This is a genomic window from Vagococcus sp. WN89Y, assembly GCF_052220145.1.
GTDB lineage: Bacteria > Pseudomonadota > Gammaproteobacteria > Enterobacterales > Enterobacteriaceae > Kosakonia.
Map to the genome: position 1 here is coordinate 149846 of NZ_JBQPOM010000031.1, position 15471 is coordinate 165316.

A 15471-nucleotide genomic window follows, 5' to 3' on the forward strand; every position below is an offset into this window, starting at 1 on the left:
GAGGTGTTATGACCGCAAAGAAAATCACAGCGCTGACCCGACGTTCTTTCCTCGCCGCTGGCTCTGCGCTGGCGGCGCTACCCCTGCTGCATACCTCTGCTGCACGCGCGCTGGGGCGCAACGAAACCGTTGACCTGACAAATTACAACCGCAACGACTGGCCTGCGGCGCTTAAAGAAGCTTTCACGGACGGCGAAACGGTTGTTGTTCCCGCCGGGTTGGTTTGTGAAAATATCAATACCGGGATTTTTATTCCTGAAGGGAAAACGTTGCTGGTTCGCGGTGCGCTTAAAGGTAGCGGTCGCGGGCGGCTGGTGTTGCAAAACGGCAGCCGGGTTATCGGTGAAGAGGGCGGTAGCCTTTATAATATCACGCTTGATGTGCGCGGTTCCGACTGCACCATTCAGGGCCTCACCATGAGCGGTTACGGTCCGGTTACGCAAATCTATATCGGTGGTAAGGAGAAGCGCGTGATGCGCAACCTGCTGATTGATAAGCTCACCGTGACCAAAGCGAACTACGCTATCCTGCGCCAGGGGTTTCATAACCAGCTCGACGGTGCGCGTATCACCCATTGCCACTTTAGCCACTTGCAGGGGGATGCTATCGAATGGAACGTGGCGATCAATGACCGTAACATCCTTATTTCTGACCATGTTATCGATAATATTGATTGCACCAATGGCAAAATAAACTGGGGCATCGGTATCGGGCTGGCGGGAAGCACCTACGATAACGATTACCCGGAAGATCAAGCCGTCAAAAACTTTGTCGTTGCGAATATTACCGGCAGCAACTGTCGCCAACTGGTACATGTGGAGAACGGTAAGCACTTTGTAATTCGCAATGTTAAAGCAAAAAATATCACCCCGGATTTCAGTAAAAAAGCGGGAATCGATAATGCCACGGTAGCCATTTACGGCTGTGATAATTTCGTAATTGACGATGTTACGATGGAAAACAGCGCAGGCATGCTGATTGGCTATGGGGTTATCAAAGGCAATTATTTATCCATACCGCAAAATTTCAAGCTCAACGATATACGCATGGACAATAGCGACAGTAAATACAAGCTGCGCGGCATCCAGATCTCGTCCGGTAACGCCACCTCGTTTGTGGCCATCACTAACCTGAAAATGCAGCGCGCTACGCTTGAGTTCCATAACAAACCGCAGCATCTTTTCTTGCGTAATATCAACGTGATGCAGGAAGCTGCCACGGGACCGGCTTTGAAAATTAAGTTTGACTTACGTAAAGACGTGCGTGGCCGCTTTATGGCGAAACAGGATACGTTATTGTCGCTGGCTAATATCCATGCGGTAAATGAAAAAGGGCAGAGTTCGGTGGATATCGACCGGGTCGATCAGCATGTGGTGCATGTTGATAATTTGAACTTCACTTTGCCTGAAAAACGCTTGTAAGCCGCTTTGTTGCGGCTTTTACGATAAATCCTGGTGATTTGGTGCTGGGCTTAGGATTACATCTACAGTCATGTTGTGACGTTCGGCGTAATATCTTTCACTGACTCTCATTGCAAACGCACTGGCGAAAATAAGTTAAAGGTTTATAATTCATCCAATTATTTATAGGTGGAAGAAATAATGGTTAATTTGAAAGCAGTTATTCCGGTAGCGGGTCTTGGAATGCGTATGCTTCCAGCCACTAAGGCGATTCCTAAAGAGATGCTACCTATCGTCGACAAGCCGATGATTCAGTATATTGTCGATGAAGTTGTTGCTGCAGGGATCAAAGAAATCGTTCTGGTAACGCACGCGTCGAAAAATGCGGTCGAGAACCACTTCGACACCTCCTATGAGCTCGAATCATTGCTGGAACAGCGTGTTAAGCGCCAGCTTCTGGCGGAAGTACAATCTATTTGCCCGCCGGGCGTAACCATCATGAACGTGCGCCAGGCACAACCTTTGGGGTTGGGGCATTCGATTCTTTGCGCGCGCCCAATCGTTGGTGATAACCCGTTTGTTGTTGTTCTGCCGGATATTATTCTGGACACGGCAACTGCCGATCCTCTGCGCTATAATTTAGCGGCAATGTTAGCGCGTTTTAACGAGACCGGTCGCAGCCAGGTGCTGGCAAAACGTATGAAAGGTGACCTCTCCGAATACTCTGTGATCCAGACCAAAGAACCGCTGGATAATGAAGGTAAAGTAAGCCGTATCGTACAGTTTATTGAAAAACCCGATCAACCGCAGACGCTGGATTCCGATTTGATGGCTGTTGGGCGTTATGTGCTTTCTGCGGATATCTGGGCCGAGCTGGAAAAAACAGAACCCGGTGCCTGGGGACGTATTCAATTAACTGACGCTATTGCGCAACTGGCGAATAAACAATCCGTCGATGCTATGTTAATGACCGGCGAGAGCTATGATTGCGGAAAGAAAATGGGTTATATGCAGGCATTCGTAAACTACGGACTGCGTAACCTCAAAGAAGGGCAAAAATTCCGCCAGAGCATTCAGAAAATGCTCGCGCAATAAAGCATTTTAATAGTTTTTTGCTGAAATTATTCCAGGGGCAGTAAAGAGTGGCTATAAGCGTTGCGACGCGTAAGCTAATTCTTACTGTCCCTTTTATTTTGCTTGAAAATCAAGTAGTAAAATTGAGACGCCAAATGCTTATTGTCGTTTCGACAATAAGATTATCCCTTGTTTCCAGGTACGTTTACGTGGAGAATAGCCCTTTAGCAAAACGTGCCTGGACAGGGCTAAATCAAGCCCTTTCTGGGTGTATTGCGTTCAAAATTGCTGGTGGTGTCTTGCAGTCTACTGGTAGCTGAAAGCCTGGGGCGGTAGCGTGTCTTTAATTGATGGCATCATCTTTCTCTTCGCCTCTAATTAGTTAAAATTTCATACGTTAAAAGCGGAAAAGTCACGTGAAAATTCTGGTCACTGGTGGTGCAGGCTTTATTGGTTCTGCTGTAGTTCGTCATATCATTAATAACACCCAGGATTCTGTGGTCAATGTTGATAAATTAACCTATGCCGGTAATCTGGAATCATTGAGCGAGATTTCTGGCGATGCTCGTTATTCTTTTGAGCATGCAGATATTTGTGATGCGGCAAAAATGGCGCGCATATTCGCGCAACATCAACCAGATGCGGTTATGCATCTGGCGGCTGAAAGCCACGTTGACCGTTCCATCACCGGCCCTGCTGATTTTATAGAAACAAATATTGTCGGGACCTATGTGTTGCTGGAAGCGGCACGTAAATATTGGGCTGAACTGGATGAAGCGCGTAAAGCTGCGTTCCGCTTCCACCATATTTCTACGGATGAAGTCTACGGTGATTTGCCCCATCCTGATGAAGTGTCTGACGAGAAGGCTCTGCCACTATTCACTGAGAAAACGCCTTATTCGCCAAGCAGCCCTTACTCTGCATCGAAAGCCTCCAGCGATCATTTAGTGCGCGCGTGGTTGCGCACTTACGGCTTACCAACTATTGTAACGAATTGCTCTAATAACTATGGGCCATATCATTTCCCTGAAAAGTTAATACCACTGGTTATTTTAAATGCTCTCGATGGTAAACCATTGCCCATCTATGGTAAAGGCGATCAGATTCGTGACTGGTTATATGTTGAAGACCATGCGCGAGCGCTTTATACCGTAGTAACAAAAGGTGTAGTGGGGGAAACCTATAACATCGGTGGTCATAATGAAAAGAAAAATATCGATGTGGTTCATACAATCTGCGATTTGTTAGATGAAATTATGCCGAAAGCAAACTCTTACCGGGAGCAGATAATCTATGTGACCGACCGTCCAGGTCATGACCGCCGCTATGCCATAGACGCTGAAAAAATTAGCCGCGAATTAGGATGGAAACCGCAGGAAACTTTTGAATCGGGGATTCACAAAACAGTGCAATGGTATTTAGATAACCAGCGCTGGGTGGAAAATGTAAAAAGCGGCGCATATAAAAGCTGGATTGAACAAAATTATCAGGAACGCTAACAGCGAAGTGAGAAATTATCATCTTCAAACTACTAAGTAATGCTCTAACCAAAATCTAACCAAAAAGAGGGAAATGGTGTGAAAATTTTAGTTACTGGAGGCACGGGCTTTCTTGGCAGTAATCTGGTTAGAGAACTTAAAACAATGGACCATGAGGTTATTATTTCAACACGGCAGTGTGAAAACGTCGATGAGGGTATTTTTAATTTAGGTGATATATCTTCAGAGACAGACTGGAAGCATATTCTGCAAGGCTGCGATATTGTTATACACACTGCGGGTCGTGCTCATATTTTAAAGGACACTGTAGCTGATAAACTAGCAGAGTTTAGGGGAGTCAATCGTGATGCAACGCTCAAGCTGGCACAAGATGCAGCGGAATGTAATGTTAAGCATTTTATTTTTGTTAGTTCAATTGGCGTTAATGGAAATTTAACTAATGGTGTTCCTTTCACTGAGAATTCTGCCCCAAATCCTGTTTCTGAATATGCTATTTCGAAATATGAAGCTGAAGAAAAGCTTATGCAATATTTCATTGGTGGCAACATGTCTATCACCATTATTCGCCCCGCGTTAATTTGTGGAATAAATGCACCTGGAAATATTCAGAGATTATTGAATCTAGTATCTAAGAACATACCATTACCTTTTAAAGGAGTTCAAAATAAACGAGCGATGGTTTCCTTAGATAATGTAGTTAGTTTCATCATTGAGTGTATTAATAATGCCAAAGCGAAAGATCAATTGTATCTTTTAGCGGATAAGGGAAATCCTTCTACTGAAGAGATAATTCAGGTATTTTCCTCGGGTATGGGTAAGTCACCAATGTTAATCACCTTCCCCAAAAGTATAATGAAATTATGTTTATCAGTGATTGGGAAAGGCTCTATCTATGAGCAACTATTTGGTGATTTAGAGGTCAATGCCAGCAAAGCTTGTGAACAACTCGGCTGGACACCAACGGTGACACTCAATGAAACGATGCGCAAAACCGCTGAGTATTATAATAAGGGTAACCGTTAATGTTTGAATTAGTGATATTTTGTCTCGCGTCGGTAAGTTCTTTTTCTCTAACGTGCTATCTCAGACTATATGCAATAAAACACAATGTTATAGATTTACCCAACCATCGCAGCTCTCATGCAATACCGACTCCGCGAGGTGGTGGAGTGGCGATTGTTGCAACTATTTTAATTATCATGATTGCACTTTTTTTAAGTCATATCCTTTCTCTGTTTACGGTGTTGAGTTTCTTTTGTGCAGGACTAATCGTTGCAATAACAGGATTTCTCGACGATCATGGACACATTGCTGCTAGATGGCGGTTATTAGCACATTTTGCTGCTGCGGCGATCGGCTTGGCATTTTTAAATCATTTCCCATTAATAAACATATTTCAGCACGATGTCTCCCTTAATACTATCGGAATGATTATTGGGTTAATATATCTTGTATGGATGCTTAACTTATATAATTTCATGGATGGCATCAACGGATTGGCCAGTGCGGAAGCTATAACGTTTGCAATTTCATCTGCATTAATATTGTACTTGAATATTCCGAATTTCTTTTCTACAGATGAGTTTATTCTAAGTATATTGCTAGGTGGTGCTGTATTTGGATTCATGTTATGGAACTTTCCAAAAGCAAGAATATTTATGGGGGATGCAGGGAGTGGTTTCTTAGGTATTTTCATAGGCTTGTTTGTCTTACATATAGCAAACCTTAATAGCCAATTCTTCTTTGCCGAAATTTGTATTCTAGGTGTATTCATCGTGGACGCGACGGTCACTTTAATCTGCAGGGTATTAAAAGGTAAAAAATTTTACGAAGCTCACGCAAGCCATTGTTATCAAATACTGGCGAGAAAGTACAATGACCATAAGCCAGTAACGATAGCAGTAACAATGATAAATGTAGTATGGCTTCTACCTATTGCTCTTTTAATCGCATCAGGAATAATCGATGGCATCATCGGCATTGTTATTGCATGGACACCGCTCATTCTCATTTCACTTAAATGTGGCGCGGGAATAAAAGATAAAGATACTATTGGCCAAAAGTGAAAAAAACACGTTCGATTTATACGCAGCGAATAAAATGAATCTGGGCATTTTTTCCTTCAGAAGGGATTTGTTATTTAATAGAGAGGGACTATGCGGACATGTTTACTTGATTTCGGTTATCTGGTGATTGTACGGTCCATAGGGAGCCTGTATCTCCCTTTGGAGTATAATTTTTAAGGTCGAATAATAAGATTCAAAGAGGCTATTTGTTATCTCTATGTTGACTTACTTAATCTCTTTACCGAGACCAGTAAAAAGGTCGATTGCTTTAGCTGTTGATATAATATTATTAATGGCTGCTTTTTGGTTTTCATTCTGGGTACGCATTGATTCAATGACTCCGCTGAAAAGTGTACCCCATTGGTTTCTTATTGGGTCGATCATATGCATTACTCTGATGTTATTTATAAAACTAGGATTATATCGCGCAGTAATTCGCTATATCACTGCTAAGATATTAGTCGCTGTAGCGTCAGGAATGGCTGTGTCGTCTGTATTTTTAATCATTGCAGCGTTTTATACAAATTTATATTTACCCAGAACAATACCTTTTATTTATTTTTCTTTTGGGGTATTGCTAATCGCCGGTTCTCGATTGTTTTTGAGAATGTTGGTCACGCGGAAATTTAGAGTGGGTACACGTGTAATAATATATGGCGCAGGTGCATCAGGACGACAACTACTACCGGCATTAAGCCAAATGGATGAATACTTTCCTGTGGCATTCGTAGATGATAATTATCGTCTGCATGGACAAGTGATACATGGTGTTACAGTTTTCTCTCCGGAAAAACTGCCATGGTTAATTGAGAAGTATGAAGTAAAAAAAATATTACTCGCTATGCCGAGTATTGATCGCGTAAAGAAAAATGAAGTAATTAAAAAATTAGAACGTCTGCCCTGTGAAGTTCTCTCTATACCGGGTATGGTTGACTTGGTTGAGGGTAAGGCAAGAATTGATTCTCTTCGCAAAGTTTTAATAACTGATCTCTTGGGCCGCGACCCGGTTTTACCAATCCCCGACTTGATTACACGGAATATTAGCGGAAAAATAGTTATGGTGACCGGAGCTGGCGGTTCTATAGGCTCGGAATTATGTAGGCAGATTTTGCAAAATAAGCCCACACAATTAATTCTTTTCGAATTGTCTGAATTTTCATTATATACAATTGAAGCAGAACTAAGGCAGTTAAATGCCAAAAAAAATTACTCTGTCGAAATAACTCCAATTTTAGGAAATGTTCAAGATAAAAATCATCTTGAAAAAGTAATCAAGAAATTCAATGTCCAAACTATTTATCATGCAGCGGCGTATAAGCATGTGCCCTTGGTCGAGTTCAATGTTGTTGCTGGTGTTCGTAATAATATATTTGGCACTTTGGCATGTGCCCAAGCAGCTCTATCATGTGATGTTGAGAGCTTCGTTCTTATTTCAACGGATAAGGCTGTTCGTCCGACAAATACAATGGGCGCAACAAAAAGAATGGCTGAGCTTATTCTGCAAGCTTTAGCCTCTCAAACGTCTAAAACATGTTTTAGTATGGTGCGTTTTGGCAATGTATTGGGTTCATCAGGTTCGGTTGTCCCTCTTTTTGAAAAACAAATAGCAGCAGGTGGTCCCATTACATTAACGCATCCGGAAATAACCAGATATTTTATGACCATCCCTGAAGCTGCACAGTTAGTTATACAAGCGGGAGCTATGGGAAATGGGGGCGATGTTTTTGTACTGGATATGGGAGAGCCTGTTAAGATAATAGATCTTGCGCATAGGATGGTTGCATTAAATGGGCTTTCAGTGCGTGACGAATCGAACCCTTACGGGGACATTGCTATATTTACCACTGGATTAAGACCCGGTGAAAAACTCTATGAAGAGTTATTAATAGGGCATAACGTCACAACAACAATACATCCCAGAATAAAAACTGCAAACGAAATCATGGTGCCCTGGGACGATATGTCAAAAATTCTTGATAATTTGAAAAGTGCCAGTGATTCTTATGACTACAAAAAAATTCGTGAAATTTTATTAAATGCGCCAACGTCATTCACACCAGTTGATGACATATGTGACTTACTGTGGTCTGAAATAGAAATTCATGAGGCAAAAAATAGTACAGCCAATCAGTTAACTATTTAGAATGAGATAATAATTCCATTCTAAAGTTTGATTGAAGTGTCTATTATAAAATCTAGGAAGTTATAATGAACGTTATAAAAACGCCACTTGATGGTTGTGTTATTATCGAGCCCAAAGTATTTGGTGATTCAAGAGGTTTTTTTCTGGAAACATGGCATAAACAGAAATATCAACAGGCCGGTATAAAAGAAGACTTTGTACAGGATAATCGTTCTCGCTCTTCCCGAAATGTTTTACGAGGCTTACATTTTCAGCGAACTAAACCGCAAGGCAAATTGGTTAGCGTAATAACCGGTGTTGTATATGATGTGGCGGTCGATTTGCGTCCTGATTCAACTACCTTTGGGCAACATATGGGGATAGTGCTTTCTGCAGAAAAAAACAATCAAATTTATATACCCCCTGGCTTTGCTCATGGTTTTTGTGTGCTTAGTGATTTTGCGGATTTTCATTATAAATGTACAGAATTCTATGATCCGAGCGATGAAACAGGGATTATTTGGAACGATCCTGATATTGGTATTGAATGGCCTATAACTGCACCACTATTATCTGAGAAAGACATGAAATTGATCTCATTGGCACAATACCGGAATACATTATGAGTACACATTATACAGTAATTGGTGGTAAAGGTTTTATCGGTAGTGAAATTGTGTCGCAGCTAAGGGGGGCCGGGGAAGAGGTTGTTATACCTGCCCGCGGCGATGAAATGCTTTTTAAAGAAGACTTAGGAATAGTTATTTATGCCGCGGGTAATGGAGACTGTGGAAAGGAACCATTCGCAGTTCTGGAGTCCAATACAACACTGCTTGCACAATTATTAGAAAAGGCCATCTTCAATAAATTAATTTATATATCTTCAACGCGGCTATACATGGAGCAGGAAGGCTCTTCAGAAAACAATGATCTAAAAATTTGCACGAACGACAACCGTAGATTATTCAATCTGACAAAATTAGTTAGTGAGGAATTATGCCTGCGGAGTGGCCGCGAAACGATCGTTGTTCGGCCTTCTAACGTTTATGGACTAGCTTTAAAAAGTAATCTTTTTCTACCAAGTATAATACGTAATGCAATCACTAATGGTCATATCGATATGTTTGTAACCCCGAATTATGCTAAAGATTATGTCGCGGTATCTGATGTCGCAAAATTAGTCTATCTAATAAGTAAAAATAACCAGCATAATGTATACAATATTGCCTCAGGTACTAACACAACTGCCGCTGAAATTGCTGATATTATTAAGGAAAAAACTCATTGTACCGTTACTTGGCATGAAGGTTATAAAGGCGAATATTTTCCTGTTACGAATATTAGTAGAACGGTTAATGAGTTCAATTATGAATATGCGCATATTTTAACTGATATCGAAACTATGATAAATAATTTTAAAAAGATTTTGTCTAATGGTTAGCTCGGTACTTTCAATTATCACTAAGCTGCTGAACGATGAAAATAAGAAAAAAACGTTCTTCAATTTTTTCTTTCTGGGATTAGAGCGGTTAACCCAGCTTTTAGTCATTGTTATCATAAACAAACTCTTAATTAATAACTATAGCTTTGGTGATTTTAGTAGTTGGCAATATGCGCTTGTAATTTTCGCTATTTTCATGACAGGTACGTGGATTTGCGGTTCTGAGGTCGTTATACCTAAGCTACTAGATTATCCAGATAGAATTGATAAAATAATCAGTAATGTGATCTTTTTGAGGTTGGGTGCGGGTATTTTTGTGGCCTTCGCTATGATTATATGGGCGATAGTAACTGCAAATGGTCTTAACAGGGTATTTATTATAGGCTTGGCAGTCTCTGTTGCGTTTCGTGAGGTCATGATTGTTGGTTTAACATGGTATCAGAGTCTTGCTCGTTTAAAACTACCATGTCAAATTCTAATCCTTGCTTCTCTCTTAAAGTTACTGGTCGTGTATATTGGTGTAAAGATACACTTGCCTATTGACTATTTATGGATTGCGTGGGTTATAGAATCCTTGCTGCCATGTTGTTTTATCTTTTATTTTTTTAAAAAAGCTACGAATTGGAAATTAGTTAAAGTTGATTCCAGTATATTCGAGTTACTAAAATTAGGCTTGGCTGTATGGTTCTGTTTATGCATGCAGCAGTTAACAATGAAGTTTGACCGGGTATTTCTCGAGGGGAAAATTACAGGTGAGATGTATTCTAATTATACAGCGGCATTACAGCTGGTAGATAATTGGTATGCTATTTGTATTTTATTCGTGCAGGCAATAGCGCCTATATTTATTTTTAAATATAGTAATATCAGGGAAATAAAAGAAAATCTAAAATTCTGCATATTTGCTACTTTAGTTGTCACAAGTATTGGTGCGTTGGCTTCGACTTTGTTTGCTGACTTGATTATCAATGTTTTTTATGGGAGTAAATTACTGCATTCCAGTGGCTATCTGTCATTGTTTATCTGGTTGACACCCGTCCTGGCAATAGATCAGGTCTTAAGTATGGTTTTGATACGAACTAAGCAACTTAAAAAACTGATTTTAAAGTGGTTATGCTCATTTCTGTATGTATTAATATTTATACCAGTTATTTATCATTTTTATGGCGTCAGAAATATATTCTGGAGTCTGTTTATTATTTATGGTGTTAATATTTTATTCTCTGTGAGATGTATAAAAAATGCACGATGAAAAAATTTCAATTGTAGTCCCAGCATACTGTGCGCCTGAAAAAGTGGCTCGATTCTTGGATGGTTTGTTAGAAAATGATTATCCAGACCAGAATGTTGAAGTTATCCTTATTGATGATTGCAGCCCCGTTTCACTTGCAAATGTTGTGGAAAGTTATATGCATAAATTTGCAGGTTCAACCAATTTGATCTTTCACAGAAATTCGCAAAACTCTGGAAGAGCCTTTTCAAGAAATATTGGCTACTTACTAGCTACAGCTCGCGTAATTATGTTTCTTGATGTTGATAATATTCTGGAAAAAAATGCCATCAAGAATGCAATGTCTTTTTTTCGAGGTAAGGATTTTGTTTGTGCTCGTATAAATATACGGATATCACCTCAAAGGGTTACTGAAAGTAATTATATTAGATATTTTGACAGTCGGTATCTGGGGGCTAGAGGGGTTCAGGAGGAGCGTATTAGTACACGATATTTTGCGAGTGATGGTATTCTTATTACTAGAGATATTCTGGAAGAGATTGGTGCTTTTGACGAAGATTTTCGACATTATGGGTGCGAAGATGAAGAATTGGGTATTCGCATCTCTAAGGCAGGTTACCCTTTTTATTTTTTACCAACTGTACTTGCTGAAGATAGTGATATTCCGACTATCCGCCGGGCTTCGGAACGTATGGTCACTTATGCATCATGTTCTTTTCCCTTGTTGATTAAAAAACATCCTGAATGTATTGGTGATTGCTTATTTTCATCATTTGAGTTATTGCTGGCGGATAAGAGAGTTGCCCATAAATTAATCGTTTCAGGCATACATTACTTTCCTGTAGTTAGCTTTAAACGTATAATGCTTAAATTCTGTGAACGCATGGACAAAAGTAAAATTTGCATTCCGGATTTCTTTTACAAAGCAATTTTAGCGCTTTCGTATATAGAAGGGGGACGCATTAGGATTAGGGGAAAATAATATGAGTATTTTTTTACTATCGCCTGGATTTATCTATGCAGTAATTTGGTTATTTACTATTATTCTTTATTCTCTTGGACTTACTACCAATATCACTCCGATGAGTAGCGATGTAGTACTCTTCTTATTAATAAATATAGTTCTTGGCTTTATTTTTGCGTTACCTTTTTTACGCTTTAGGACTATAAATTCGGTACGACTTAAAGAAGTTATGCCGTCTTATAAAGTTACTAAGCGATGGTTTTTTATATGGTGCTTGGCTATTATTCCCGATGCTATAGTAGCAGGTGGTATCCCAATGTTATTACAATTAAAAGATGGATATAATTATACAGAATTTGGAATACCGACCTATCATGGCATCGTTAACATGATTTTTTTGTTTGTCTTTCCTTCCATTTTTTATCATTTCCTGTTAAGCCGAAAAAAAATATTACTCATGGTTTTACTCCTAATGTGTATCTGGGAAATGTTAGTATTCCGTAGAGGGATATTAATGTCGGGTTTAGTAGAAGTTTTTTTTCTTTACTTCATATATAAAAGAATAACTATCAGGGTTTTAATCGCGGTTTTTTCGCTCGTAATCACGGTAGTATTATTATTTGGTGTTGTTGGTGATATTCGTGGTGCTGAAAATCCTTACAACTATATGTTATCTTCAGATGGTGCAATTCTTACTCTTCTCCCGTCAGGTTTTACTTGGTTTTATGTATATATTACCGCAGGGTTGGCGAACCTAACATATAACCTCCCACACATTATCCCAGCATATGATTTCACTAGTTTCCAAGACTTGTTTCCGAGTGTTATAAGGAATTTGATATATTCAGATTTGGGTTTCCATGATTCTATGATACTTGTTGATGCCAATGCTAATGTGTCAACAATGTTTGAAAAACTCGTTCCGGACTTAGGCATAGCTGGCTCAATTTGTATTGTATTCACCATGCTATGCTTATTCAATATTGCTTATAATAATATTCTGAAATCATATCGATATAGCATCTATCCTTATACGATAGCCATCCAGTGTGTTATCTTTAGTGGGTTTTATAATATTTTTTTTATACAAACCTATTTTCTACTCTTTATCCTTACCCTTTTTCTTATAAGAATAAAGATCAAAACAAAGAGCGAAGTAAATGTTTGAGTTTATTAAATCCGATATTAAAAGATATAATACTCTAACAAGGAAAATCGACTCCCGGGCATTAATTATTGACCTTGTGGTGAGTTTTTTTTGTATGCGACTTACACCTGTAATACTTTATCGCATGAGTAGTTTTTGTTATAGAAAAAAAATACCTTTTTTCTCCAAATTATTTTCGTTAATGAATTTCATTATTTTTGGCATTGAAATTGCGCCAAATTGTGAAATAGGTGGTGGTCTTTTCATCCCTCATTCACAAGGGATAGTTATAGGTGCGGCAAAAATTGGTTGTAACGCTACGATATACCAGAATGTGACATTGGGTGCCAAAAATATTGATATCCCATTCAATCCGGCAAATCGACCTGTGTTAGGGAATGATGTATTAGTTGCGTCTGGTGCCAAAGTATTGGGAGGAATTCATATCGGCAATAATGTTATTATTGCGGCAAATGCTGTTGTGACGAAATCATGTGAAGATAATGTCTTACTCGCAGGAGTACCTGCGGTTATCAAAAGAGTTTCTAAATGAAAGTGCTATTTATTTGCCCCCGTTTTTTTAATTATGAAAATGAGATTACGGATGCTTTAAAAAGGATTGGCGCAACCGTGGATTACTTTGATGAAAAGCCGTTCAATAATGTTTTCTTTAAAATGATTCTCCGTCTTTGGAAAAAAAGCAGATTTGTTCGATGGACAATAAATAAGCATATCGATATCATTTTATCGCAGACATTGGATGATTATGATTACGTTTTTGTCCTTAAAGGTGAGTCACTAACTCAGAGGCTTTTATTAAAACTTAAAAAAAAATATACAAGAGCAAAATTTGTCTATTACGCTTGGGATTCTATTCGTAATTATGCGCATATACAGCAATATCTATATTTATTTGATAAGGTTTATACTTTTGATGATCAGGATGCAAAGAACTTTTCTTCGATGACGCATCTACCGCTTTTTTTCTCACCTGAGTTTAGCAATTCAGCTGCTGAATCGCAGCTAGCAGGCAGAAAAGGTAAACCTAAAATAGCTTTTCTTGGCTCAGTGCATAGTGATAGATATCAGCTACTGGGGGAAATTTATAGTAGATATAAAGACAAATATCGTCTTGATTTTATATTATACTTCCCCTCCTTGATTATACTTGCCGGATTTATTTTTAAAAATATATCTAATATAAAAAAATACAAGCTTTATTCTTTTACTCTTAAGTCCAGAAGCAAAAATGAGGTTGCTGATTTTTTCAGGAGCGCAGATGCAATTCTGGATATTCAGCATCCGGGGCAAACCGGTCTGACGATGCGCACAATCGAATGCTTACCTCTGGAAAGAAAAATGATAACAACTAATAATAGTGTGTCATGTTACGCCTTTTATTGCCCTGAGAATTTCTTTTTTTTGGACCGAACCACTAAATTTATCGATGAAGATTTTTTTAACGTTCCATTTAAGAAGGTTGATAATACGGTTATCGAAAAATACAGTATAGACGCCTGGGTCAGAGCTATTTGCTCATGAATTATCTATATTTAATAAATAATAGCTGCACTTTCTCTAAAGGATAGGTGAGTTCATTTGAAGCTACAACTAAATGATATTTAAAGGGTAAAAAATGAAAGGTATTATTCTTGCTGGTGGTTCGGGTACACGTCTTCACCCCATTACTCGGGGTGTATCAAAACAGTTGTTACCTATTTATGACAAGCCAATGGTATACTATCCATTATCAGTATTAATGTTGGCAGGTATTAGTGACATCTTGGTAATTACTACGCCGGAGGATCTTAGTGCTTTTCAACGACTTCTGGGCGATGGGCAGCGTTTTGGTATCAACTTAACTTACGCTGTTCAACTCTCTCCAGATGGGCTGGCTCAGGCTTTCATTATTGGTGAAAATTTTATTGATGGCGATAAATGCGCTCTAGTTTTGGGTGATAATATATTTTTCGGACAAAGCTTCGGTCGAAAATTAGAATCTGTCGCCGCGATGGAAGAGGGGGCTACTGTATTTGGTTATCAGGTCATGGACCCTGAGCGCTTTGGTGTAGTTGAGTTCGATGATCAGTTCCGCGCTCTCAGTATTGAAGAAAAACCGTTAAAACCAAAATCACCTTGGGCTGTTACTGGTTTATATTTCTATGACGAAAAAGTTGTTGAAATGGCTAAGCAGGTTAAACCTTCTAGTCGTGGTGAATTAGAGATCACTACGTTAAATCAGATGTATCTTGAACAAGGTAAATTACAGGTAGAATTACTGGGACGTGGCTTTGCTTGGTTGGATACAGGAACCCATGACAGTTTGATTGAAGCTGCTCAATTTATTCATACTATTGAAAAAAGACAAGGCTTTAAAATTGCTTGCCTGGAAGAGATTGCTTACCGTAAGGGATGGCTAACTGCCGCAGAAGTTCTTACTGAAGGAGAGGCAATGTCCAAAACAAATTATGGCCAATATCTACTTAATCTTGTTAAGGACTTTTAATTATTCATTCTTTTAATTTTT

The 15471-nt window shown here is 39.1% G+C and carries 14 protein-coding genes; all 14 read left to right on the plus strand.

Translation table 11 applies throughout. The features are described from left to right. Nucleotides 1-8 precede the first annotated feature (8 nt). Nucleotides 9-1421, plus strand: a complete 1413-nt coding sequence (wcaM, locus tag ACTU3N_RS13520; RefSeq protein WP_443086654.1) for a colanic acid biosynthesis protein WcaM — start codon at nucleotides 9-11, stop codon at nucleotides 1419-1421. Between the two features lie 180 nt (nucleotides 1422-1601). Beyond that, the gene (galF, locus tag ACTU3N_RS13525) at nucleotides 1602-2495 is read left to right on the plus strand and encodes a GalU regulator GalF (RefSeq protein ID WP_443086655.1); all 894 of its coding nucleotides are present in this window, start codon (nucleotides 1602-1604) and stop codon (nucleotides 2493-2495) included. Nucleotides 2496-2890: 395 nt separating this feature from the next. Continuing rightward, a complete protein-coding gene (gene rfbB / locus ACTU3N_RS13530) occupies nucleotides 2891-3973 on the plus strand; it encodes a dTDP-glucose 4,6-dehydratase (RefSeq protein ID WP_443086656.1) in 1083 nt (360 codons plus the stop codon). 78 nt (nucleotides 3974-4051) lie between these two features. Continuing rightward, entirely contained in the window at nucleotides 4052-4996 is a 945-nt protein-coding gene (locus ACTU3N_RS13535; protein WP_443086657.1) for an NAD-dependent epimerase/dehydratase family protein, read from the plus strand. Nucleotides 4997-5142: 146 nt separating this feature from the next. Next, the gene (locus ACTU3N_RS13540; protein ID WP_443086658.1) at nucleotides 5143-6039 is read left to right on the plus strand and encodes a hypothetical protein; all 897 of its coding nucleotides are present in this window, start codon (nucleotides 5143-5145) and stop codon (nucleotides 6037-6039) included. A gap of 217 nt (nucleotides 6040-6256) precedes the next feature. Beyond that, entirely contained in the window at nucleotides 6257-8182 is a 1926-nt protein-coding gene (locus ACTU3N_RS13545; protein WP_443086659.1) for a polysaccharide biosynthesis protein, read from the plus strand. A gap of 65 nt (nucleotides 8183-8247) precedes the next feature. Further along, the gene (rfbC, locus tag ACTU3N_RS13550; RefSeq protein WP_443086660.1) at nucleotides 8248-8787 is read left to right on the plus strand and encodes a dTDP-4-dehydrorhamnose 3,5-epimerase; all 540 of its coding nucleotides are present in this window, start codon (nucleotides 8248-8250) and stop codon (nucleotides 8785-8787) included. Continuing rightward, a complete protein-coding gene (locus tag ACTU3N_RS13555) occupies nucleotides 8784-9602 on the plus strand; it encodes an NAD-dependent epimerase/dehydratase family protein (RefSeq protein WP_443086661.1) in 819 nt (272 codons plus the stop codon). Before rfbC ends, ACTU3N_RS13555 begins: the two co-directional genes overlap by 4 nt. After that, nucleotides 9595-10854, plus strand: coding sequence for an O45 family O-antigen flippase (locus ACTU3N_RS13560; protein WP_443086662.1), 1260 nt, complete (start codon nucleotides 9595-9597; stop codon nucleotides 10852-10854). Before ACTU3N_RS13555 ends, ACTU3N_RS13560 begins: the two co-directional genes overlap by 8 nt. Then, the gene (locus tag ACTU3N_RS13565) at nucleotides 10844-11815 is read left to right on the plus strand and encodes a glycosyltransferase (RefSeq protein WP_443086663.1); all 972 of its coding nucleotides are present in this window, start codon (nucleotides 10844-10846) and stop codon (nucleotides 11813-11815) included. Before ACTU3N_RS13560 ends, ACTU3N_RS13565 begins: the two co-directional genes overlap by 11 nt. A gap of 1 nt (nucleotide 11816) precedes the next feature. Beyond that, nucleotides 11817-12965 (plus strand): O-antigen polymerase, encoded by a 1149-nt coding sequence (locus ACTU3N_RS13570; RefSeq protein WP_443086664.1) that lies wholly within the window; start codon nucleotides 11817-11819, stop codon nucleotides 12963-12965. After that, nucleotides 12958-13497: a serine O-acetyltransferase gene (locus tag ACTU3N_RS13575; RefSeq protein WP_443086665.1), complete on the plus strand. Its 540-nt coding sequence runs from the start codon at nucleotides 12958-12960 to the stop codon at nucleotides 13495-13497. Before ACTU3N_RS13570 ends, ACTU3N_RS13575 begins: the two co-directional genes overlap by 8 nt. After that, entirely contained in the window at nucleotides 13494-14486 is a 993-nt protein-coding gene (locus tag ACTU3N_RS13580; protein WP_443086666.1) for a hypothetical protein, read from the plus strand. Before ACTU3N_RS13575 ends, ACTU3N_RS13580 begins: the two co-directional genes overlap by 4 nt. A 94-nt stretch (nucleotides 14487-14580) precedes the next feature. Then, the gene (rfbA, locus tag ACTU3N_RS13585) at nucleotides 14581-15450 is read left to right on the plus strand and encodes a glucose-1-phosphate thymidylyltransferase RfbA (protein ID WP_443086667.1); all 870 of its coding nucleotides are present in this window, start codon (nucleotides 14581-14583) and stop codon (nucleotides 15448-15450) included. The last annotated feature ends 21 nt before the right edge of the window (nucleotides 15451-15471 follow it).